The 18057-nt window shown below is 63.8% G+C and carries 22 protein-coding genes; 7 read left to right on the forward strand and 15 right to left on the reverse strand.

Annotated elements, in window-relative coordinates:
- The 4 genes from AC1P6P_RS01845 to AC1P6P_RS01860 all read right to left on the reverse strand — a co-directional run.
- A partial coding sequence (locus AC1P6P_RS01845; protein WP_481400731.1) for an ATP-dependent helicase occupies window positions 1-2171 on the reverse strand: 2171 nt, incomplete at its 3' end.
- 57 nt (window positions 2172-2228) lie between these two features.
- Window positions 2229-2405, reverse strand: a complete 177-nt coding sequence (locus AC1P6P_RS01850) for a DUF4169 family protein (protein ID WP_481400732.1) — start codon at window positions 2403-2405, stop codon at window positions 2229-2231.
- The gene (locus tag AC1P6P_RS01855) at window positions 2402-2992 is read right to left on the reverse strand and encodes a glutathione S-transferase family protein (protein WP_481400733.1); all 591 of its coding nucleotides are present in this window, start codon (window positions 2990-2992) and stop codon (window positions 2402-2404) included. Before AC1P6P_RS01855 ends, AC1P6P_RS01850 begins: the two co-directional genes overlap by 4 nt.
- A gap of 32 nt (window positions 2993-3024) precedes the next feature.
- Window positions 3025-3234 (reverse strand): ribbon-helix-helix domain-containing protein, encoded by a 210-nt coding sequence (locus AC1P6P_RS01860; RefSeq protein WP_481400734.1) that lies wholly within the window; start codon window positions 3232-3234, stop codon window positions 3025-3027.
- A 76-nt stretch (window positions 3235-3310) separates the two neighbouring features.
- Here AC1P6P_RS01860 and AC1P6P_RS01865 point away from each other — a divergent pair, with 76 nt between their 5' ends.
- Entirely contained in the window at window positions 3311-3682 is a 372-nt protein-coding gene (locus AC1P6P_RS01865) for a hypothetical protein (RefSeq protein ID WP_481400735.1), read from the forward strand.
- On the opposite strand, the gene AC1P6P_RS01870 is transcribed toward AC1P6P_RS01865, so the two are convergent.
- From AC1P6P_RS01870 to fumC, 3 genes are all read right to left on the reverse strand, one after another.
- Window positions 3672-4574 carry a DMT family transporter gene (locus AC1P6P_RS01870; protein WP_481400736.1) on the reverse strand — a complete coding sequence of 301 codons (903 nt, stop codon included), beginning with the start codon at window positions 4572-4574 and terminating at the stop codon, window positions 3672-3674. The two genes, AC1P6P_RS01865 and AC1P6P_RS01870, sit on opposite strands and share 11 nt — an antisense overlap.
- A 73-nt stretch (window positions 4575-4647) precedes the next feature.
- Window positions 4648-5379, reverse strand: coding sequence for a spermidine synthase (locus AC1P6P_RS01875; RefSeq protein WP_481400737.1), 732 nt, complete (start codon window positions 5377-5379; stop codon window positions 4648-4650).
- A gap of 3 nt (window positions 5380-5382) precedes the next feature.
- Window positions 5383-6774 (reverse strand): class II fumarate hydratase, encoded by a 1392-nt coding sequence (fumC, locus tag AC1P6P_RS01880; protein ID WP_481400738.1) that lies wholly within the window; start codon window positions 6772-6774, stop codon window positions 5383-5385.
- A gap of 161 nt (window positions 6775-6935) precedes the next feature.
- On the opposite strand from fumC, the gene AC1P6P_RS01885 reads away from it, so the two are divergent.
- Window positions 6936-8084 (forward strand): IS4 family transposase, encoded by a 1149-nt coding sequence (locus AC1P6P_RS01885; protein ID WP_481400739.1) that lies wholly within the window; start codon window positions 6936-6938, stop codon window positions 8082-8084.
- Between the two features lie 202 nt (window positions 8085-8286).
- On the opposite strand, the gene AC1P6P_RS01890 is transcribed toward AC1P6P_RS01885, so the two are convergent.
- The 3 genes from AC1P6P_RS01890 to AC1P6P_RS01900 form a co-directional block, all read right to left on the reverse strand.
- The gene (locus AC1P6P_RS01890; protein ID WP_481400740.1) at window positions 8287-9558 is read right to left on the reverse strand and encodes an O-acetylhomoserine aminocarboxypropyltransferase; all 1272 of its coding nucleotides are present in this window, start codon (window positions 9556-9558) and stop codon (window positions 8287-8289) included.
- Window positions 9559-9642: 84 nt separating this feature from the next.
- Entirely contained in the window at window positions 9643-10185 is a 543-nt protein-coding gene (locus AC1P6P_RS01895; RefSeq protein ID WP_481400741.1) for a CoA-binding protein, read from the reverse strand.
- Window positions 10186-10272: 87 nt separating this feature from the next.
- Window positions 10273-11490, reverse strand: coding sequence for an MFS transporter (locus AC1P6P_RS01900; RefSeq protein ID WP_481400742.1), 1218 nt, complete (start codon window positions 11488-11490; stop codon window positions 10273-10275).
- 207 nt (window positions 11491-11697) lie between these two features.
- Between AC1P6P_RS01900 and AC1P6P_RS01905 the strand changes: the two genes are divergently transcribed.
- Window positions 11698-12231, forward strand: coding sequence for a hypothetical protein (locus AC1P6P_RS01905; protein ID WP_481400743.1), 534 nt, complete (start codon window positions 11698-11700; stop codon window positions 12229-12231).
- Here the strand turns inward: AC1P6P_RS01905 and AC1P6P_RS01910 are convergent.
- Entirely contained in the window at window positions 12224-12622 is a 399-nt protein-coding gene (locus AC1P6P_RS01910; RefSeq protein ID WP_481400744.1) for a DUF805 domain-containing protein, read from the reverse strand. The genes AC1P6P_RS01905 and AC1P6P_RS01910 overlap by 8 nt on opposite strands.
- A gap of 98 nt (window positions 12623-12720) precedes the next feature.
- Window positions 12721-13170, reverse strand: a complete 450-nt coding sequence (locus AC1P6P_RS01915; RefSeq protein ID WP_481400745.1) for a DUF805 domain-containing protein — start codon at window positions 13168-13170, stop codon at window positions 12721-12723.
- Between the two features lie 225 nt (window positions 13171-13395).
- Between AC1P6P_RS01915 and AC1P6P_RS01920 the strand changes: the two genes are divergently transcribed.
- From AC1P6P_RS01920 to AC1P6P_RS01935, 4 genes are all read left to right on the forward strand, one after another.
- Window positions 13396-13902 carry a PAS domain-containing protein gene (locus AC1P6P_RS01920; protein ID WP_481400746.1) on the forward strand — a complete coding sequence of 169 codons (507 nt, stop codon included), beginning with the start codon at window positions 13396-13398 and terminating at the stop codon, window positions 13900-13902.
- Window positions 13903-14065: 163 nt separating this feature from the next.
- On the forward strand, window positions 14066-14542 hold the full coding sequence (rplM, locus tag AC1P6P_RS01925) for a 50S ribosomal protein L13 (RefSeq protein WP_481400747.1): 477 nt from the start codon (window positions 14066-14068) through the stop codon (window positions 14540-14542).
- Between the two features lie 2 nt (window positions 14543-14544).
- Window positions 14545-15036, forward strand: coding sequence for a 30S ribosomal protein S9 (gene rpsI, locus AC1P6P_RS01930; protein ID WP_481400748.1), 492 nt, complete (start codon window positions 14545-14547; stop codon window positions 15034-15036).
- A 245-nt stretch (window positions 15037-15281) separates the two neighbouring features.
- Window positions 15282-15560: a hypothetical protein gene (locus AC1P6P_RS01935; RefSeq protein WP_481400749.1), complete on the forward strand. Its 279-nt coding sequence runs from the start codon at window positions 15282-15284 to the stop codon at window positions 15558-15560.
- On the opposite strand, the gene AC1P6P_RS01940 is transcribed toward AC1P6P_RS01935, so the two are convergent.
- The 3 genes from AC1P6P_RS01940 to AC1P6P_RS01950 form a co-directional block, all read right to left on the reverse strand.
- A complete protein-coding gene (locus tag AC1P6P_RS01940; RefSeq protein WP_481400750.1) occupies window positions 15481-16533 on the reverse strand; it encodes a LysR family transcriptional regulator in 1053 nt (350 codons plus the stop codon). The genes AC1P6P_RS01935 and AC1P6P_RS01940 overlap by 80 nt on opposite strands.
- A gap of 134 nt (window positions 16534-16667) precedes the next feature.
- Window positions 16668-16937 (reverse strand): DUF6894 family protein, encoded by a 270-nt coding sequence (locus tag AC1P6P_RS01945; RefSeq protein ID WP_481400751.1) that lies wholly within the window; start codon window positions 16935-16937, stop codon window positions 16668-16670.
- A 22-nt stretch (window positions 16938-16959) separates the two neighbouring features.
- Complete coding sequence (locus AC1P6P_RS01950; RefSeq protein ID WP_481400752.1) at window positions 16960-17778, reverse strand: Crp/Fnr family transcriptional regulator; 819 nt, start codon at window positions 17776-17778, stop codon at window positions 16960-16962.
- Between the last annotated feature and the right edge of the window lie 279 nt (window positions 17779-18057).

Here is an 18057-nt window from a genome sequence, read left to right on the forward strand (position 1 = left end):
TCGCTGGTCTGCACGCTCCACGCCTGGGCTTCGATCAGCGGCGGCTTGGTGCGGCGGTAGCCGGCATCCTTGTTGGCCTGGGCGCGCTTCCAGCCGGGGCTGTCATAGGTTGAAGCGAAGCCGCTCATGTTGTCGCGGAAGCCGGCGTTGCCGCCGTAAAAACCTTCATCCACGGTGGTTTCAACGTGTTCTTCCGGCAATTCGTTGATGAAGCGGCTGGGCAGCGCGCTTTGCCAGGAGCCGTGCACGCGCCGATTGGCGGCGAACGAAATCCGTGCCCGCTTTTTGGCGCGGGTGAGGCCGACATAGGCCAGCCGGCGTTCTTCTTCGAGCCCGGCAAGGCCGTTCTCATCCATGGTGCGCTGGCTCGGAAACAATCCCTCTTCCCAGCCGGGCAGGAACACGGTGTCGAATTCGAGTCCCTTGGCGGCGTGCAGCGTCATCAGGTTGAGCCGGTCTTCGGTGTCGTTCTGCTCGACGTCCATCACCAGCTGAATGTGCTCCAAAAAAGCCGCCAGCGATTCGAAGCCTTCCATCGAGCGCACCAGTTCCTTCAAGTTATCCAGCCGTCCCGGCGCTTCCGCCGATTTGTCGGCCTTCAGCATGTCGGTGTAGCCGGATTCATCCAAAATCATCTCGGCCAATTCCGTGTGCGGCAGATGACGCGAAACATCGCTCCAGCGCAGGAAACTGGCGGCGAGCTCGTTCAGCGCCTTCTTGGCTTTGGGCGGCAGTTCGTCGGTTTCCACGATCTCGCGCGCGGCGGCGAGCAGCGGCAACTGCCGGGCGCGGGCGAAGGTATGCAGCGTCTGCACGCTGGCATCGCCGATACCGCGCTTGGGCTTGTTGACGATGCGCTCGAAGGCGAGATCGTCGTCGGCCTGGGCGGTGAGGCGCAGATAGGCCATGGCATCGCGGATTTCGGCGCGTTCGTAAAAGCGCGGGCCGCCGATCACCTTGTAGGGCAACCCCAGCGAGATGAAGCGGTCTTCGAATTCGCGCATCTGGAACGAGGCGCGCACCAGGATCGCCATCTGGGAATAGAGATGGCCGCCGCGATGCAGGTCTTCGGCCGCTGCCGAGACGTTGCGGGCTTCCTCTTCGGCGTCCCACACGCCCTGTACCTTGATCTTCTCGCCGGCATCGCCGTCGGTCCACAGCGTCTTGCCGAGGCGGCCCTTGTTGGCTTCGATCAGGCCCGAGGCAGCGCCCAGAATCGATGGCGTCGAGCGGTAATTGTGTTCGAGGCGGATCACCTTGGCGCCGGGAAAATCGCGTTCGAAGCGCAGGATGTTTTCCACCTCGGCGCCGCGCCAGCCGTAAATCGACTGGTCGTCGTCGCCGACGACGCAGACATTGCCGCGCCCGCCCCCCCCGTTTCCGCCACCGAGCAGCTTCAGCCACAGATACTGCACCACGTTGGTGTCCTGGTATTCGTCGACCAGGATGTAGCGGAAGCGGTCGCGGTACTCGGCGAGCACGTCGGGATGATCGCGCAGGATCGACAGCGTATCGAGCAACAGATCGCCGAAATCGCAGGCATTCAGCGACCGCAGCCGCTGCTGGTACATCGCGTAAAGCGTGCGGCCCTTGCCGAAGGCGAAGCCGTGTGCCTCGCCATCAGGCACGTCGTCGGGGCGCAGGCCGCGGTTTTTCCAGCCGTCGATCATCGCCGCCAGCGTCCGCGCCGGCCAGCGCTTGTCGTCGATTGCTTCGGCTTCAAGCAGCTGCTTCATCAGCCGCAGCTGGTCGTCGGTGTCGATGATGGTGAAGTTCGATTTGCGCCCCGCCAGTTCGGCGTGCCGGCGCAGCATGCGGGCGCCGATGGAATGGAACGTGCCCAGCCACTGCATGCCTTCCACGACGCCGCCGATCAGCGAACCGATGCGATCTTTCATCTCGCGGGCCGCCTTGTTGGTGAAGGTCACCGCCAGGATCTGTCCCGGCCAGGCTTTGCGCATGTAGAGGATGTGGGCGAGGCGGGTGGTGAGCACGCGCGTCTTGCCGGTGCCGGCGCCGGCCAGCACCAGAACCGGGCCGTCGGTCGCTTCCACCGCGGCGCGCTGCTCGGCGTTGAGGCCCTTCAGGTACGGCGGTTCGCGCACCGGTGCAGGCGTTGCGGGTTCGTGCCCGAAGGCGGAATCGAGCGGGTCTTCGTAATTGCCGATCATGATTCCGACGTTCTAGCAGGCGGGACGTGAAAGTTCACGTCCTGTTCTGCCGCGGGCCTACTCGTCGAGCTTGTGGCCTTCCAGGCGCTTGTCGGCGTGGGCGGCCATGACCTTGGCCTTCTGGTGAGCGCTTTTGGCGATGCCGTGCTTGGCCCGATTGGCTTCAGCGACGACTTCTTTCTCGTGACGCGCCTTCACCTTGCGAGCGTTGCGGAGATTGACGACGTTGCTCATGCTGGTTCCATGGCCCGTTTGTACGCCGGGCGGGCGGTGAGGCGGGCAGTATACGCCTTCAAGACCGGCGTTTCATTCATCACCTTGAACGCCAGCATGTAAATGATGGCGCCGCCGACCACGATATCGGCCGCGGAAAAGCGCTCGCCCAACAGATAGTCGCGGCTGGCCAACGTGCGGTTGAGGAATGCTTCCACTTCGTCGGCCGGGGCCCAGCCCATGGCGCCGGCGACATGCGCAACGTTCAGCCGGCGCATCAGCAGGGCGGGTTCAAGCACGCCGGGGCGATAGGCGAGCCAGGACAGGTATTCGCCGCGCAAGGGATGGCCGACCGCCGGGCCGAGGTGCTTTTCCGGAAACAGATCGGTGAGATAGAGCGCGATGGCGGCGGTCTCGAAGACGCGATGGCCGTCATGGTCGAGCGCCGGCACCTTGGCGTGGGGATGGGGATTGCTGGTGTCGGCCGCACCGCTGCCATCGGCGCGGCGAATGTCGACGACACGCATCTGATAGGGCGCCTCCAGCTCCTCGAGCAGCCAGACGATCGAACCCGAACGCGATTTGGGGGCGTGATAGAGCGTCAGCATGGCCAAACTCCCGCGGGATAGCGGGTGTCAGGCTAGGAGGTCCGTTTTGCCGCCGCAAGCGCGTGCAGGCGCAGGGCGCTCGCCAGCGGACGCATACCTCTCCCGGCGTCAATTTCCCCGACCACAGCGGCAAGGCTTTTGCCACCGGCGCGGGCGTCGGCCTCCAGCACCCCCCAGAATTCGTCTTCGAGGGCGACACTGGTGCGGTGGCGGGAGAGCGAGAAGGAGCGTTTTTTCAGCATCGGCGAGTCACAGCCTAGCACGGCGGCGTGAAAATTCCCCTTTCCTGCCGCCGCGGCGGGGCCGCTAGGGTGAAGCATGCGCCATTATCTTTTTCTGTTGCTGGCGATGGCGGGGCCCGCGGCGGCGGCGCCCGATGGCGATACCGTATGCGCCACGCTCTACACTTATCTCGCTGAAAGCGCCCGCGACAGCGGCATGTCGGGGCTCTATTTCGACACCGCCGCACTCAAGGCCGAAGAGGCCCATTTGCGCCGGAATCCGACCGAGGATCGCGAGCGCTATACGCTGGAGGTGATCGACGGCGCCGCCAACATCCGCGATGGCTTGGCGCGCGGGACCATTGCCGCCGATGCCGTCGTGTCGACCGCGACCCGCTGCAACGCGACTTATTATCCCAACACCGCCGTCGCGCCCGACCCGCTTGGCGACCAGACGGTCACGCCGTAACCCGCGCCAGCCACCGAACCGGCCGGCCATCGATGGCCGCAAGCCCGAGCGCAATCACCGCCATGCCGGCCAGATCGATCGCCGCGACGTGCTCGCCAAGAAAAACGCTGCCGAGAAACAGTCCGCTGATCGGAATCAGGAAGGTTACCAGCGAGATGGCGGTGGCGCCGGCTTTGGCGAGAATGTGGAACCAGATGAGATAGGCGGCCACCGTTGAAATCAGCGCGATACCGGCCAGTGCGCCCCAAACCGCGAAACCGGGCGCCGGCAGCGTCCAGGGCTGTTCCAGTCCGATCGCCAGCGGGGCGACCAGGATCGTCGCGGCGGTGAGCTGCAGGGCAACGACCTGATCGAGCGGCGTGGTCGCGAAGCGCTTGGCGTAGACGCCCGAGAAGCCATACGACACCGTCGCGAGCAGGCAGCAGACTTCACCGAGCACGTTCTTGCTGGTGATGTCGGCCAGCGCCGCCGGCCCGATCAGCAGCACGACGCCCGCCAGTCCGAAGCCGACGCCGATCGCCTTGTTCCAGGCGAGCTTCTCGTTGCGGGTCCAGAAATGGGCGACCAGCACGGTGAAGATCGGCGTCATCGCATTGATGATCGATGCCAGCCCCGAACTGATGTGGCGCTCGCTGAACGCGAACAGCGAGAACGGCACGACGCAGTTGAGCAGCGCCATCAGGAAGAACGGCCCCCACGAGCGCATCGGCGGCAGCCGCGTGCCGCGGGCGTAGAGCACCGGAACCATCACCGCCGCCGCAATCCCCATCCGCCCCAGCACGACCGTGAACGGCCCCAGCGGCGTCAACAGCTTGTAGAAAAAGAACGAGGCGCCCCAGAACATCGACAGCACGACCAGCAGCGTCCACTCCAGCCGTCCCATCGTCGTCATCGCGCACCTGTTTGCTGCAACCGGTGCGTTCGTAGCCCAAATGCGGGCGCGGTGCAGCCCGATCCTTGCGGTGTCAGCCGCGCACCGGGCGGAAGTCGAGGGTCTTGAGATCCTTCACCAGCGTCTTGGCGTAGCAGGTCGGGCGCATCAACAGGCGCGGCCGTTTCAGCGTCTTCACCGAACCGGCCAGCGCCACCGCGTTACGGCCGACATGGCCGACGGCGTCGAGCAGGCGCACCTGCGACCATGTGTTCCGCATCAGCCGCGCCAGCTGGTCCGGGGTGGCGTCGTCGTCGTCGCGGACGATGACGTTGGCGAGCACGATGGCGCCGCGCGGCTTCAGGCGCGATTTGATCAAGTTGAAGAACGCGCGGCGGCGGAAATGGCGCGGCATCTCGTTGTCGCAATAGGCATCGAGTACGACGGCATCGAAGCTGCGGGTCGTGTGCTTCAGGAAATCGGCGCCGTCGGCGACGGCGCAGTCGACGTCGTCGGGCATATGGAAATAGGTTTTGGCGATCTCGAAGCTGCGGCCGTCGATATCGACGATCGTCACCTTGACGCCGACCCGGCGCAGCATGGTGGCAAGAGTGCCGCCGCCGCAGCCGACCATCAAGACGTCGCGGCACTTGGCCTGGCGCAGGAAGCCGTACATGGCGTGGATATAGTCGGCGGTGGAAACGCCGCGGCGGTCGGCGAGGCTGTGGTTGTCGTCCTTCTCCCAGAACGAGACGCCGCCCGAGGCGTTGTTATATTCGACGACGAGACCGTGGTCCGGCGTGGGTACGATACGTTTGCGTGGCAAGGCCTATTTCGGCGCGATCATGTCCGCGGGAACCACGATGGCGTCGAATTCTTCCGCCGTCACGAGCCCGGTCTTGAGCGCTTCCTCCTTCAAAGTCGTATTGTTCTTATGGGCTGTCTTGGCGATTTTCGCCGCGGCATCGTAGCCGATCTTGGGCGCGAGTGCCGTCACCAGCATCAACGAGCGGTCGAGTCCGGCCTTGATGTTGTCGCGGCGCGGCTCGATTCCGGCGACGCAGTTGATGGTGAAGCTCACCGCCGCATCGGCCATCAGGCGCACGCTCTGCAGGAAATTGTAGGCCATGACGGGATTGAAGACGTTGAGTTCGAAATGGCCCTGGCTGCCGGCGAAGGTCAGCGCCGCGTTGTTGCCGAAGATCTGCACGCACACCTGGGTCATCGCCTCGCACTGGGTCGGATTGACCTTGCCCGGCATGATGGAGGAGCCCGGCTCGTTCTCCGGCAGCGCGAGTTCGCCCAAACCCGAGCGTGGCCCCGATCCCAGAAAGCGGATGTCGTTGGCGATCTTGAATAGCGATGCGGCCACCGTGTTGATGGCGCCGTGGCTCATCACCATTGCGTCGTGCGCGGCCAGCGCTTCGAATTTGTTGGGCGCCGAGGTGAAGGGCAGGCCGGTGATGGCGGCAATCTTGGCGGCGACGGTTTCGGCGAACCCGATCGGCGCGTTCAGCCCGGTACCGACCGCGGTGCCGCCCTGGGCGAGCTGCATCAGCGCCGGCAAGGTCTGCTCGATGCGGGCGACGCCGTTTTCCACCTGCTGGGTGTAGCCGGAAAATTCCTGTCCCAGCGTCAAGGGAGTCGCGTCCTGGGTATGGGTGCGCCCGATCTTGACGATATCCTTCCACGCATTCGCTTTGTCGCCGAGCGCATTGCGCAGTTTCTCCAGCGCCGGGATCAGCCGGTAGACGATCTCTTCCGCCGCCGCGATATGCATCGCTGTCGGATAGGTATCGTTCGACGACTGGCTCATGTTGACGTGGTCGTTGGGATGGACCGGCGTCTTCGAGCCCATCTCGCCGCCCAGCATCTCGATGGCGCGATTGGAGATCACCTCGTTGGCGTTCATGTTCGACTGCGTGCCCGAGCCGGTCTGCCAGACAACGAGCGGGAAATGCGCGTCGAGTTTGCCCTCCACGACTTCGTTGGCCGCCGCGACGATCGCCTTGCCGACGACCGGATCGAGCCGGCCGAGCTCCATGTTGGTTTCGGCCGCGGCGCGCTTGACGATGCCAAGGGCGCGGATCACCGGGGCGGGCTGCTTCTCCCAGCCGATCCGGAAATTGTTGCGCGAGCGTTCCGCCTGGGCGCCCCAATACGAGGACGCATCGACGTCGATAGGACCGAACGTGTCGGTCTCGGTGCGAGTCTTGGTCATGGAACTATTCTAATGGATCGGGACGGGCGATTGCCACAGTTCGTCATGGCCGGCCTCGACCCACGGCTGTCCGGTTTAAAAGTGTAGACAAGGCGCATGGCATTGATTCTTCTGTTTCCCAAGCGTTTGGCGACGTCTTGGACACGGAAGGGATCAACACCATGCGGCACCACAATAGCGTTCTTCATGACCTTTTGAAGCGCGTTCCGTGGACGGCGTTCGAGCAACTTGTGCAAGCCCATGGCGCCGATCACAGGGTCCGTCGACTTTCCACCAAGAGCCAGTTTGTCGCGCTGATCTATGGCCAGCTTGCGCAAGCCGCCAGCCTGCGCGAGATCGAAGCTGGGCTTTTGAGCCATCAATCCCGGCTTTATCACCTGGGCAGCCGCCCGGTGCGCCGCTCGACGCTGGCCGACGCCAATGGGCTTCGCCCGGCGGAGGTCTTCGGGCAGCTTCTGGCGCTGATGATGGGCCAGGCCCATCGCGGTCTCAGGCGGGCCTTGGCCGACACCACCTATCTGATCGATTCCACCGGTCTTCGGCTTGATGAACGCAGTGCGCAGTGGGCGCGGTTCTCGACCGGCGTGTGCGGCGCCAAGCTGCATGTGGTCTACGATCCCGATGCCGACCAGCCGATCTATGCCGCCATCAGCTCCGCCAATGTGAATGACATCACAGCCGCGCAAGCCATGCCGATCGAGCCGGGGGCAACCTATGTGTTCGATCTCGGCTATTACGATTATCGCTGGTGGGCCGAGCTTTGCGATGCCGGTTGCCGCATCGTGACCCGGTTCAAGAAGAACACCCCGCTCCATCTGCTGAAAGAACTGCCGGTGGCGGAGGGCGGCTCGATCCTCTCCGACCGTATTGGGTTCTTGCCGCCGCGCCAAAGCAAGGCGCGCAAAAATCCCATGTCGGACGCCGTCCGCGAAGTACGCGTCAAGATCGAGACCGGCAAGGTCCTGCGCATCCTCTGCAACGACCTCGACGCCACCGCTCAAGAGATTGCCGATCTCTACAAACGGCGTTGGGCCATCGAACTGTTCTTCCGCTGGATCAAGCAGACCCTCAAAATCCGCCACTTCTGGGGAACCAGCGAAAACGCCATCCGCATCCAGATCGCCGTCGCCCTGATCGCCTTCATTCTGCTGCGACTGGCGCAAGCGGCACAAAAAGCCATCCCGAGCCCACTCGCCTTTGCCCGCATCGTCCGCGCCAATCTCATGCACCGGCGCCGCATCGATCGGCTGATCGACGACGATCCAACACCGCCCATCAACCCAGACCAGTTGGTGCTCCAATGGGCCTGAATCTAAACCGGACAGCCGTGGCCGGAAGCCGCGTAGCGGCTGAAGGGGAAGGGGACCCAGGTTTTTTCGACAAGACGGTTGTAACGACGCGCACGAAATTCTGTGCGGTACTTTCAGCACTTTACGCGCGTTAATACCTGGGTCCCCTTTCCCTCGTTCCGCTCACTCGCGTTCGCGGTCCTCGGCCGGGGATGACAACCTGTTATTCCCCCAGCGCCTGCTGCAGATCGGCGATGATGTCTTCCACGCTTTCGATGCCAATCGACAGGCGCACGACGTCGTCGCCGGCGCCGGCTTTGGCGCGGTCTTCGCTCGACAGCTGGCGGTGGGTGGTGGACGCCGGGTGGATGATCAGGCTGCGGGTATCGCCGATGTTGGCGAGGTGGCTGAACAGCCGCACCTTGTTGACGAGGCCGAGGCCGGCATCATAGCCGCCTTTGACGCCGAAGGTGAAAACGCTGCCGGCGCCCTTGGGGCAATAGCGCTTGTGCAGGGCGTAGGACGGATTGTCCTCCAGCCCGGCGTAGTTCACCCACTCCACTTTCGGATTGGCCTTCAGCCAGCGCGCGACCGCCAGGGCGTTGTCGCAATGGCGCTGCATGCGCAGGCCGAGCGTCTCGACGCCCTGCAGGATGTAGAACGCGTTCTGCGGCGACAGCGACGGGCCGAGATCGCGCAGCGCGAGGACGCGGCAGGTGATGGCATAGGCCATGTCGCCGAACGTCTCCCACATCCGCATGCCGTGATAGGACGGGCAGGGTTCGGAGATGGTCGGGAATTTGCCGTTGCCGTAATCGAACTTGCCGGCATCGACGATCACGCCGCCCATCGAATTGCCATGGCCGCCGAGGAATTTCGTCGCCGAATGCAGCACCACGTCGGCGCCCCATTCGATCGGGCGGATGAGATAGGGCGAGGCCAGGGTGTTATCGACCACCAGCGGCACGCCGGCGTCATGGGCGATCTTGGCGATGGCTTCGATATCGGAAATCACGCCGCCCGGATTGGCGAGGCTTTCGATGTAGACGGCGCGGGTGTTGTCGTCGATCTGGGCCTTGAAGGTTTCGGGATTGGTGGCGTCGGCCCACTTCACATGCCAATCGAATTTCTGGAACGACTGGCCGAACTGGGTGATGGTGCCGCCGTAGAGCTGGCGCGCCGCGACGACGTTCTTGCCCGGCGCCATCAGGGTGAATAGCGCGATGAGCTGCGCCGCATGACCCGAGGCCGTCGCCAAACCGGCCCGGCCGCCTTCCAAAGCCGCAACGCGCTCCTCCAGCACCGCATTGGTGGGGTTCATGATGCGCGAATAGATGTTGCCGAAGACCTGGAGATTGAAGAGCGCCGCGGCGTGATCGGAATCCTCGAACACATAAGCGGTGGTCTGGTAGATCGGCGTCGCCCGGGCGCCCGTCGCCGGATCGGGCTGCGCGCCCGCGTGAACGGAAAGAGTGTCGAAGCCATAGTCAGCCATGTGCCGCTCCTGTGACGTGGCAGAGGGGTGCGATAGGTCCCGCTGAATCTCGGATTTCTGCTGTACCCCTCAGGGGTGGGGGGATCAACTGCCCGCTTTTGCGCCGCGCTTTTCGTCCACCATCAGCGAACCGCCCTTCGTAAACAGCTTGGGCTTGCGGTTGTCGATCAGCTTGCGGTTGATGCCCATCCAGCCGATCTCGCCGCAGAAACGGCCGTATTCGATCTTGGGGCAGCGGTCCATGATGACGGTGAGACCGGCGTCTTCGGCCAGCTTGGCGGCTTCCTCGTTGATTACCGTCAGCTGCATCCAGATCACCTTGATGCCGAGGCGCTCGCGCTCTGCCAGCGCCTCCTTGACGATGGCGGGGGCGTATTCGGGGCCGCGGAAGATGTCGACGATCTCAATCGGCGCCGGCACGTCCTTCAGCGAGGCATAGACCTCTTGGCCGAGGATGGTCTTGCCGGCCAAGCCCGGATTGACCGGACGCACGCGAAACCCCTTGTCGAGCAGGTATTTCATCGCGAAGTAGCTCGGCCGCATCTCGTTGCCGCTGGCTCCCACCATGGCGATGAAGCGGTTGTTCCGCAGGATCGATTTGATGAGGTCGTCGGGATAAGTCGGCATCGGGTCAATTCCACGGCGCGGGCGCGGGAAATCGCGCACCGTTCATGCGTCTATGTAGGCGATATGCAGCCAAAGCCCAAGGGGGTGTCAGGTCCGGCGCACGTACAGCGTCCAGACGAGGATGATCGCCACGAACGGCGCTGCCAGCAGCAGTTCGGTGCGGACCGGCCAGCCGTTCAGCGCCGGTGTCACGAACAAGGGGCCGATGGCGCTGCCGAGCCCGGCAACCGCCACCAGCGTGCCCGTCACCAGCTTGGTTTCGGTGCCGCGGCCGACGATCGTGGCGGCAAACACCGTCGGATAGGTGATCGACAGCAGGCAGCTGATCACCAACAGGCAAATCCAGCCGGTCATGCCGCCGACGACGAATGCCGTCACCACGGCCGCGAGGCTGACGATGGCGCATCCCATCAACAGTCGCACCGGCGCGATCCAGCGCATCAGCGGCGCCAGCAGGACGCGTCCGACGAAAAACCAGAAAAACACGCTGAAGAAAATGTCGAACTCGCGGCCGCCAAGCTCCTGCATGCGGTACTGGTAGGTGGCGCTCCACACCACCGTCAGCGTCAGGCAATACGCCGCCAGCGCCGCCGCGGCGAGCAGCACGCCCTTGTCGCGCAACAACGACGACAACTCCTTGCCGGAACCGGTCAGACCCGCACGCGCCGTCGTCGATGCGGGCAGCGGAATTTGCTCGATCACGAAAGCCAGCAGCAGCGAGGCCAAGCCGACGATGACATAAGGATGCGCCGTCGATTGCGCCACTGCGCCGCTCGACAGGTAATAGTGGCTGGCAGCCAGCTTTTGCGCCAGGTAGCAGCCCGCCACCAGGCCGACGGCATTCAGCACCTGCACCAGATTGAGTCGCAGGATCGCGGTTTGCGGCAGGCCGGCTTCGACCGCCAGCGGATTGAGGCAGGTTTCCAGCAACGCCCAGCCCGAACCCAAGGTCACGATCGCGGCGAGGAAATAGAAAACGCCGCTGGCGATGATGGCGAAGTACATCAGGAAGGCGCCGATGCCGAACAGGCTCAGCGACAGCAGCAAGCCGAGCTTGAAGCCGAAATGGCGATGAAACAGCGCCGCCGGAATCGCCAGCATGAAATAGGCGATGTTGAACAGCGACAGCGTCCAGGCCAGCTTCACCGGCGTGAACGAGAAGAAAATCGCGAACTGCTGGAACTGTTCGTTGTACAGCCATTGCGCCATGCCCCAGACGCCGAACAGGCCGGCGGCAATGGCAATCACGGCGATCTGGGCGAAACGGGAATCGGCCGGTGCAGATGCAACAAGGTTTTTGGGCATGGCACGCAATGCGGGTGGCGGTTGATGCTTCCGTAGAATTAGTCCCATAGCGGTGAAGATGACGTAAAAATGCGCGTCGCCCGTTAAGGGTGATCGGATCGCACAACCCTGTGGTGGGCGCAGGCGGGGGCCACGAAAAATAGTTTTACGGTTGTGATGGTCGAATCAGCCCAACCAGTGTTAGCTCTTCGTCCGAGGGGGGCGAAGATGCCCAGTCAGAAGCGTGACCGCTTTCGCCACGTCCGCCGCCGCATCGGCTGGACGATCGCTGCCGCGATGCCGCTGTTCTTCCTGTTCGCTTCGGTCGACGAAGTGGAGCGCGGGCTGGTCGCGACCTTTCTCACCTACATCGCCGTCACCGCCGGTCAGATCGGCTGGCGCAATCGCCGCCAAGTCTGGTTCTGGTGCATCACCGCCACGATGGTTGTGGCCGCGCTCGTCCAGGTGTTCGGGATCGAGTGGCCCAAGCTCGAAACCACCGCCGGGCTAGTGACGCTGTATGCCGTCGGCGCAGTCAACGCCCTGATGTGGTTCGTGCTGTTCTCGCTGGCGCCGCTGCTCGCGCGCGACGAGGTGCATGACGGGCCGGTCCGCTGTCGCGCCTGCGGACTGCCGGTCGAGAAAGGCCTGGTGCGCTGCAGCCATTGCGGCGAGTGGACTCCGGCGCCGGTCCCACCCTGGCCGGTCGCGATCACGGTTGCGCCGGTGGTGGTGGTGATGGTCGCGCTGGCGGTTATTTAGGCGCCGGGCCGTAGCGGTTGGCGCCGGGCGTTCCGGCCTTGGCGAAGCACACCACCTGGGCGCCGACGATGACGAGGTCGAGCACCGGCACCGGCGCCGCCACCGATACCAGCCACCATCCCGACAAGCCGACATCGTGCAGGCGCCGCACCGCGACGGCGGCGAGCGGCAGCGACAGGGCGACGGGGATCAGCAGCACCGGCGCGCCCTTGAGCGCCCGCAGCGCCAGCGCGGCGGTGAAATGGCCCTGCGGAATTTCGACGGCGAGGGCGGCGGCCACCGCGACTGCCAGCCAGAACGCCGCGAACGACCAGAACTCCCGGCGCCGGGCGCGGCCGCGAAAATCGGCGGCTTTAATCAGGCAGGTGGCGACGGCGGCAGCGAAGCCCATGGTCTTCCGGCGGCGGGGTGGCGGAAAACCATCGCCAACGACCGCCGATCGCGAAACGGCGCCAAATGCCGCTGTGGGGAGTACGTAGGACGTACGGTTCAGGAAAAGACCGCCGTCACGTCGGGGCCGTAGGGGTCGGGGCCGTAGTTGTTCTCGCCTTCGGTGCCGCGCATGCAGAACCAGACGAGCTGGCCGATCGACGCCAGGAAGCCGACGAACGGGATCATCCCTCCGACGGCGAACACCAACACCATCCAGCCGGTGACGCCGAGATCGTGAAAGCGGCGGACCGCCACTGCCAGCGTGGGCAGGAGCATCCCGAGCCAGTACAACACCACCAGAATGACGATCGCGCCGAGGATGACCTCGCCGCCTTTGCCGTCGGTGCCGGCGGCAATGAGCGCGCCCAGCACCGCGCCGATGATGGCAACGCCAATTAGCGCCAGGGCATTGAACAGGGCAAAGAACCAGTACTCGGAACGCCGTGCCCGGCCCTGAAAGTCGGCGTATTTGCCAAAACAGGTCGAAACGGCTTCCCCGAAACCCATGATACCCCCCGCATGAAATCGTCCGTGCCGGCATCCTATGATCAGTTTACGCGAGCGTTCAATCGTGGGGAGAGCGTGTGCGTCGCTAACACCCTGGGGTCAGAGCCCCGGTCGCGGCCGCCCCGCACCACGACCATTCGTCCCGCACAGGTAGTGTTTTTGCAGACATTAGAACTCGTTAAGTCTCGCGGCCTAAAGTGGCGGCAGTATCGGCGGGGTCATTGCGTGCAGCCTTACGGCAGACCAGCAGTCCTGGATAAGCCGCTGTTCTTTCCGGTCGACGAGGCCGAGAGCACAGTGATCCGCAAGGGTGTCGATTATTGGGAAGGCCTCAAGGGCACGGGCCGCTTTCCGGAACGTAACCAGGTAACCCTGCGCGGGTTGCGCGCGCTGGCCAAGTATTCCTCCATCGTCCGGGTGATCGAAGGCGGTCGCGATTACGAATTCCGCTTCGTCGGCGACGTGCCGGTGTCGGCGGTCGGCTGGAATTTCCAGGGCCGGCGGATGAGCGAGCCCGAAGTCGCCAGCGTGATGCAGGCCAACTACCGCCAGCAGTTTTACGACCTGGTGGTGGAAAGCGGCGAGCCGTGGCTGTTCAAGTGCCGGATGGTCGACAATTTCGGCCTCAAACTGCCGCTGCGCAGCGAGACGGTGTACCTGCCGCTCGGCTTCGACGAGAGCGCGGTCGACCATCTCCTGGGCTTCACCGTGTTCGCCGCGGACGAGAGCTGATCAGTGCGGTATTATAGTACCGCGTGCAAAATATCCCGTTTTTACGGCCGGTTCGGCTTGACCGGGCGGTTTGTTCCCCGTATACGCGCGCCTCTGTTTTCAAGGCTGCGGCTTCCTGCGCAAACCCTGCGTTTGCGTTCGCCGCTTAAAGGATAATTCCACCATGACCACCTACTCGGCGAAGGCCTCCGAGATCGAGAAGAAGTGGGTCGTGATCGACGGCACCGGTCTCGTCGTCGGCCGGCTTGCTGCTCTCGTCGCGATCCGCCTGCGTGGCAAGCACAAAGCCACCTATACCCCGCACATGGATTGCGGCGACAACGTCATCATCGTCAACGCCGACAAGGTGCTCCTCACCGGCCAGAAGCTGAAGAAGAAGGTGTATTACCATCACACCGGCTACATCGGCGGCATCAAGGAGCGGACCGCGGGCGAGATCATGCGCAGTGCCCATCCCGAACGCGTCGTCGAAAAGGCGGTGGAACGCATGCTGCCGCGCGGCCCCCTCGGCCGTCGCCAGCTGGCCAACATGCGCGTCTATGCTGGCGCCGAGCATCCCCATGCTGCGCAGCTGCCGGAGACGCTCGACGTTGCCAAGCTCAATCCCAAGAACACCAAGCATCACGTGAAGGCGGCCTGACCATGGCGGAAGATGTCAAAAGCTTCAGCGATCTGAAAACGACGCTGATCAAGGCGAAGCCGACCAGCTCGGCCGATGCCACTCCGGCTGCCGGCAAGCGCGACGCCAAGGGCCGTTCCTATGCCACCGGCCGCCGCAAGAACGCCGTCGCCCGCGTCTGGATCAAGCCGGGCAAGGGCCTCATCACCATCAACGCCAAGGACGAGACGGTCTACTTCGCCCGTCCGGTGCTGCGCATGATCGTGCGCCAGCCGCTGATCGCCGCCAACCGCGACGGCCAGTTCGACGTCGTCGTGACGGTCACCGGCGGCGGCCTCTCCGGCCAGGCCGGTGCGGTGCGTCACGGCCTGTCGCGTGCGCTCGTGAACTATGAGCCGGCGCTGCGGGCGATCCTGAAGCCGGGCGGCTTCCTCACCCGCGACCCGCGCGCGGTCGAACGCAAGAAGTACGGCAAGCCAAAGGCCCGCCGCAGCTTCCAGTTCTCGAAGCGCTGATCCGGTACGAAGTACGAAAACGGAAAACGGGGTGGAGAAATCTGCCCCGTTTTTCTTTGTGCGGGTGCTCCGCGGCCGTCCTGCCGCACCCTTACAAAAATGAAACCTGCCACCAAAACTCTCCATCTGCCCAATGCGGCTTGGAGGGTCCAGAACTGACACCGGTGGCGCGGGGGGCAGCCATCATGCGGGGTTGTGGCGCACAGGTCGCAATCCCGCGTCCTCAGCCCTCAGGGGGCGTGCGGATGGGCGCGAAAGCCAGCGACGAGCAGGACGGCCGCAGCGGAGCCGATCTCGCCTACCTGAAGCGGATCAGTCAGGTCCAGGAAATCACCTTCCAACGCCTGCTCGACGGTTCGGAGAAGATGCTGCCCGAAGTCGCCGATCTGTGCGAGGACATCGGCAATCTCTATCTCAATATCGCCGATGATATCCGCGCCGCCGTCAAGGTGCGGGCGCAGACTCCGGAAGAACGCCCTCAATCAGACGTTCTAGCGTCTCTTTTGGCAACCGGGAAAGATTGAACTCCGACCCGAACCACGGCGCGCGCGGCCCGAACACTTCGGCCAGCCACTCGTAGACCAGCCGCACCGGGCGCGACTCCAGCCGGTCGTTCATCGCCAGCAGGTGGATGCGCAAGGCGACGTGAACGTCAAGATCGAGCGGCACCAGCGTCGGTTCGATCAGCGCATAGGTCGCCAGCAGTCCGATCCCCAGCCCCTCGCGGATCATGATGGCGTAAGCGAAGGAGTTGTCGCAATCGTGCGCCAGCTCGCCTCGCGCCACCACGGCCCGCCACGGCTGCCAGACGCCGGTCTTGCCCTTGTAGTACTCGGTATCGACGAAGCGGTGGGATTCGAGATTGCTGCGCGTCGGCAGCCCGTAGTGTTCGATGTAGCTGCGGCCGGCAACCGGCACGAAGTGCACCCAGCCGCATGGCTCGGCCGTCACCGCTCCGGCCTCGGGCGCGAACGACACCATGATGTCGGTGCTGTTCTCCTTGAAGTTGGTCAGGTTGGACGGGTTCTGGATGTGCAGGTGGATGCCGGGATAGCGGGCGCTGAAGGCGGCGAGGGCGGGGGCCACGAACAATCCCGCCAGCGCCTCGGTGCAACTGACGCGGACGTGACCCTCGGCGTTGCGGTTCTCGGCGGCGAGGTCGCGCGAAATGGAAAACAGGCGTTCATCCAGCGTCGACAGCACATGCGCCAGTTCCTGGCCCTTGGGCGTCAGGCGGATGCTGTTCTGGGTGGTGATGAACAGCTGCGAGCCGAGGATATCCTGCAGCCGCCGCACCTGCCGGCTGACCGTCGGAGTCGACATGCCCAGCTCTTCGGCAGCGCCGCTGAACGATTTCGCCTTGGCGACGGCGAGGAAAACGCGCAGCTCGCCCCATACCGGCGCGCTCAGGACTTTCGGATTGTCGAGGCGGGTGCGGTTGATCCGCCGTTGGGCGCCATCGAAGGGTTGCGGAGTCGCATCGTCATTCGTGCTCATGAACCACCGTTCCGCCCCCCACACGTTCTCAGCCGATTTTTCAGGGAACCGCAATCCCCGGGCAACGAGGGGCGACAATGGGCTCGTGCGCTTCTTTGCGCCAAACGCGTGTGAGCGGAGACGGTCAGGCCGGTTCAGGCCGCGGCGGCATCGCGACCGATGTCGGCGTCGCTGTCGCACCAGCGCACGTCGAGCCGGAACTCGGCTGTCATGACGCCGCGTCCGCGCCAATCGCGAACGACCAGCGAGAAGGCGTGACGGTCGCTGTTGGGCGGAAGTTCCGCTGCGATCGCGCCCAACAGGCGCACGACGGTTTCGTGCAGGACGCGCATGCTGCACACGTCGTAGCCCTCATTGTCCACCAGCGTGCGCTCGCCGTCGCAGATGTCGAAATAGAAACGCATGGCGGCTCCATTTCTCGCGCCGTCAGGCCGTCTGGACGGCGACGCCGGACTGTGGGGGCACTTCGAGATAAACCGGATCAAATTGCGCGAAACGCTTCAATTCGCTGAAATTGAGAATGCTGATCGCCCGTCCCCTGAGTTCGATGTAGCCGTCGTCCTTCAGCAGCTGCAGGGTCCGGCTGACATGGACCGGCGTGATGCCGAGCGTATCGGCGAGTTCTTCCTGAGTCATCGGAAAGGCGCAGTTGTCGTCGTCGGCACAATCGACATCCTTCAACCGCTGCACGTACTCGCAGATGAAATGCGCCAGATGTTCAGCCGACGAGCGTTTGCCCGCGCAGACCAGCCACGCCCGCAACAGCCGCGCGTCGATCAGCGTGCGCCGCCAGAGGGCCCGCATGATCTTCGGATCGGACAGGATCAGATGGGCGATAGATCGCTCCGAAATTTCCGCGATGACGCATGGCGTGAGCGACGTTACCGAATAGTCCTGGTGACCGAAAATCGCGCCGGCGAGATCACAGAAATCGCCCGGGACATGATAAGCGAAGATCGCCCGCTTGCCGTCCGGCAGGAGCTTGAAGCAGCAGGCTACGCCTTCGAGAAGGATATGGACATTCGAGGTCGACCATCCCTCCCGGACAAATTCGGTCCTTGCACCGATCCGCTGCGTGTTCTGAAGCAGCGCACGAATGGTTTTGAGATCGCTCTCGTCGAAATATTCGCCGCCTTGAATCTTGTGGAGTGCCGCGTTCGCGTTCGATCGCATCAAGCTTCCATCTGCCGGGAGGGTTGAACAACCACATATGCACGCTGCTGCTTGGCGCGACGCGAAACTCACCCTTGCGTGCTGTCCGTGCGACGCCACGCACCCGCAAGTAGAGTATACAGATTATCTGCGCGCCGAGCGGCTCGCTCCAAAGTAGGTTATGAAAACTGCAAGTTTTACGCCGTACTGGTAAGATTATTTTCCAAGTCTTTGAGCAAACTTGATTCTCCTTACTGTGAAGTGGCGGGACGACGGCGAATATCTAGGGTATCCGATGCCAATACTTGAGTATGACGTAGCGTTTACATGCGAGGTGGAGCCCGATAAGTGCACTTCCGAGGCCCAAACTGC

It is taken from the genome of Rhizomicrobium sp. (genome assembly GCF_056722145.1).

Excerpts from the sequence above, each read along its gene's own strand:
- AC1P6P_RS01915 (WP_481400745.1), bottom strand. The coding sequence starts at position 13,170 with ATGGGTTTCGGGGAAGCCGTTTCGACCTGTTTTGGCAAATACGCCGAC.
- AC1P6P_RS01860 (WP_481400734.1), bottom strand. The coding sequence starts at position 3,234 with ATGCTGAAAAAACGCTCCTTCTCGCTCTCCCGCCACCGCACCAGTGTC.
- AC1P6P_RS01885 (WP_481400739.1), top strand. The coding sequence starts at position 6,936 with ATGCGGCACCACAATAGCGTTCTTCATGACCTTTTGAAGCGCGTTCCG.
- AC1P6P_RS01865 (WP_481400735.1), top strand. The coding sequence starts at position 3,311 with ATGCGCCATTATCTTTTTCTGTTGCTGGCGATGGCGGGGCCCGCGGCG.
- rplM (WP_481400747.1), top strand. The coding sequence starts at position 14,066 with ATGACCACCTACTCGGCGAAGGCCTCCGAGATCGAGAAGAAGTGGGTC.
- AC1P6P_RS01945 (WP_481400751.1), bottom strand. The coding sequence starts at position 16,937 with ATGCGTTTCTATTTCGACATCTGCGACGGCGAGCGCACGCTGGTGGAC.
- AC1P6P_RS01855 (WP_481400733.1), bottom strand. The coding sequence starts at position 2,992 with ATGCTGACGCTCTATCACGCCCCCAAATCGCGTTCGGGTTCGATCGTC.
- AC1P6P_RS01895 (WP_481400741.1), bottom strand. The coding sequence starts at position 10,185 with ATGCCGACTTATCCCGACGACCTCATCAAATCGATCCTGCGGAACAAC.
- AC1P6P_RS01850 (WP_481400732.1), bottom strand. The coding sequence starts at position 2,405 with ATGAGCAACGTCGTCAATCTCCGCAACGCTCGCAAGGTGAAGGCGCGT.
- AC1P6P_RS01910 (WP_481400744.1), bottom strand. The coding sequence starts at position 12,622 with ATGGGCTTCGCTGCCGCCGTCGCCACCTGCCTGATTAAAGCCGCCGAT.
- fumC (WP_481400738.1), bottom strand. The coding sequence starts at position 6,774 with ATGACCAAGACTCGCACCGAGACCGACACGTTCGGTCCTATCGACGTC.
- AC1P6P_RS01905 (WP_481400743.1), top strand. The coding sequence starts at position 11,698 with ATGCCCAGTCAGAAGCGTGACCGCTTTCGCCACGTCCGCCGCCGCATC.
- AC1P6P_RS01870 (WP_481400736.1), bottom strand. The coding sequence starts at position 4,574 with ATGACGACGATGGGACGGCTGGAGTGGACGCTGCTGGTCGTGCTGTCG.
- AC1P6P_RS01890 (WP_481400740.1), bottom strand. The coding sequence starts at position 9,558 with ATGGCTGACTATGGCTTCGACACTCTTTCCGTTCACGCGGGCGCGCAG.
- AC1P6P_RS01935 (WP_481400749.1), top strand. The coding sequence starts at position 15,282 with ATGGGCGCGAAAGCCAGCGACGAGCAGGACGGCCGCAGCGGAGCCGAT.
- AC1P6P_RS01900 (WP_481400742.1), bottom strand. The coding sequence starts at position 11,490 with ATGCCCAAAAACCTTGTTGCATCTGCACCGGCCGATTCCCGTTTCGCC.
- rpsI (WP_481400748.1), top strand. The coding sequence starts at position 14,545 with ATGGCGGAAGATGTCAAAAGCTTCAGCGATCTGAAAACGACGCTGATC.
- AC1P6P_RS01940 (WP_481400750.1), bottom strand. The coding sequence starts at position 16,533 with ATGAGCACGAATGACGATGCGACTCCGCAACCCTTCGATGGCGCCCAA.